General features: G+C 64.9%; 3 protein-coding genes. All 3 read left to right on the plus strand.

Annotated features, from left to right (window positions below):
• Nucleotides 1–761, plus strand: a 761-nt coding sequence (locus GZH52_RS16595; RefSeq protein ID WP_163318037.1) for an NAD(P) transhydrogenase subunit alpha, incomplete at its 5' end; no start/stop codon positions are given.
• Between the two features lie 13 nt (nt 762–774).
• Complete coding sequence (locus tag GZH52_RS16600; protein WP_136555943.1) at nt 775–1071, plus strand: proton-translocating transhydrogenase family protein; 297 nt, start codon at nt 775–777, stop codon at nt 1069–1071.
• A 10-nt stretch (nt 1072–1081) separates the two neighbouring features.
• Nucleotides 1082–1868 (plus strand): NAD(P)(+) transhydrogenase (Re/Si-specific) subunit beta (locus tag GZH52_RS16605; RefSeq protein ID WP_163318038.1); only part of this gene is annotated, 787 nt, incomplete at its 3' end.

Below are 1868 nucleotides of genomic sequence, written 5' to 3' on the forward strand. Positions count from 1 at the left end.
TGCCGCGCACCACCCGCGCGCAGTCGATGGACGTGCTCTCCAGCCAGAACAACATCGCCGGCTACAAGGCGGTGCTGCTGGCGACGCATTACTACCCGCGCTTCATGCCGATGCTGATGACCGCGGCCGGCACCGTGAAGCCGGCGCGCGTGCTGATCATGGGCGTCGGCGTGGCCGGCCTGCAGGCGATTGCCACCGCCAAGCGTCTGGGTGCGGTGGTCGAGGCGACTGACGTGCGTCCGTCGACCAAGGAGCAGGTCGAATCGTTGGGCGGCAAGTTCATCGAAGTGCCGATGACCGACGAAGAGAAAGCGGCCAACGACGGCGTGTACGCCAAGGAAATGTCCGACGACTACAAGCGCCGCCAGGCCGAGCTGGTCGCCAAGCACGCCAAGGCGGCCGACATCATCATCACCACCGCCCTGATCCCGGGCCGTCCCGCGCCGCGCCTGATCGGCGAGGAAGTGGTCGCCGCGATGAAGCCCGGTTCGGTGATCATCGACATCGCAGCCGAAGCCGGCGGCAACTGCGCGCTGACCCGTGCCGGCGAAGTGGTGCAGACCGACAACGGCGTGACGGTGGTGGGCCTTGCCAACCTGCCGGGCATGGTCGCGGCCGACGCCTCCGCCCTGTACTCGAAGAACCTGCTGACTTTCCTCTCGCTGATGCTCAGCAAGGAAGGCTTCAAGCTGGACCTGGAAGACGAGCTGATCGCGGCGACGCTGGTGACCCACCAGGGCGAAGTGCGCTTCGGAAAATAAGGAAGGAAGACAAATGGTTGACCCGTTTATCAGCAGTTTCACCATCTTCGTGCTGGCGGTGTTCGTCGGTTACCACGTGGTGTGGAACGTCACCCCGGCGCTGCACACCCCGCTGATGGCCGTGACCAACGCCATCTCCGGCATCATCATCGTCGGCGCCATGCTGCAGGTGGTCGATATCGGCGGCGAGACGATCACCGTCACCTCGGTGCTCGGCACCATCGGCATCTTCCTCGCCAGCATCAACATCTTCGGTGGCTTCCTGGTCACCCAGCGCATGCTCGACATGTTCAAGAAGAAGAAAAAGTAAGGAGCTTTAGGTGGAAAACATTTCAGCGCTTCTCTACCTCGTCGCGGCGGTGCTGTTCATCCTGTCGCTGAAGGGGCTGTCCAGCCCGGTGTCCGCGCTGCGCGGTAACCTGTACGGCATGGTCGGCATGCTGATCGCGGTGGTCACCACCTTCGCGATCATGGACAAGCCGGTGCTGGGCATGATCGCCGGCGCCATCGTCGCCGGCGGCGCGATCGGCGCGTGGAAGGCCAAGACGGTCGAGATGACCGGCATGCCCGAACTGGTCGCCGCCATGCACTCGCTGGTCGGCCTCTCCGCCGTGCTGATCGCGGTGGCCGCGATCTACCACACCGGCGAGACGCACACCCCGGTGCAAAAGGTCGAGCTCTTCATCGGCGCCTTCATCGGCGCGATCACCTTCACCGCGTCGGTGATCGCCTACGGCAAGCTGTCCGGCCGCTTCGGCTCGAAGGCGGTGACCTTCGCCGGCCAGCACCTCTTGAACCTGGTGCTCGCCATCGCGATGGTCGGCTTCGGCGTGGTGTACTTCGTCACCGACGCGCATGCCGCCTTCCTGGCGATGGTCGCAGTCGCCCTGGTGCTCGGCGTCACGCTGATCATCCCGATCGGCGGCGCCGACATGCCGGTGGTGGTGTCGATGCTCAACTCGTACTCGGGCTGGGCGGCAGCGGGCATCGGCTTCACGCTGAACAACCCGGTGCTGATCATCGCCGGCGCCTGCGTCGGCGCGTCCGGCGCGATCCTGTCCTACATCATGTGCAAGGCGATGAACCGCTCGATCGTGTCGGTGCTCT

Origin of the sequence: Crenobacter caeni (assembly GCF_010435965.1) — a bacterium.
Taxonomy (GTDB): domain Bacteria; phylum Pseudomonadota; class Gammaproteobacteria; order Burkholderiales; family Chromobacteriaceae; genus Craterilacuibacter; species Craterilacuibacter caeni.

Bases quoted from the DNA above. Each gene is read 5' to 3' on its own strand.
- GZH52_RS16600 (WP_136555943.1), top strand. From the start codon at position 775: ATGGTTGACCCGTTTATCAGCAGTTTCACCATCTTCGTGCTGGCGGTG.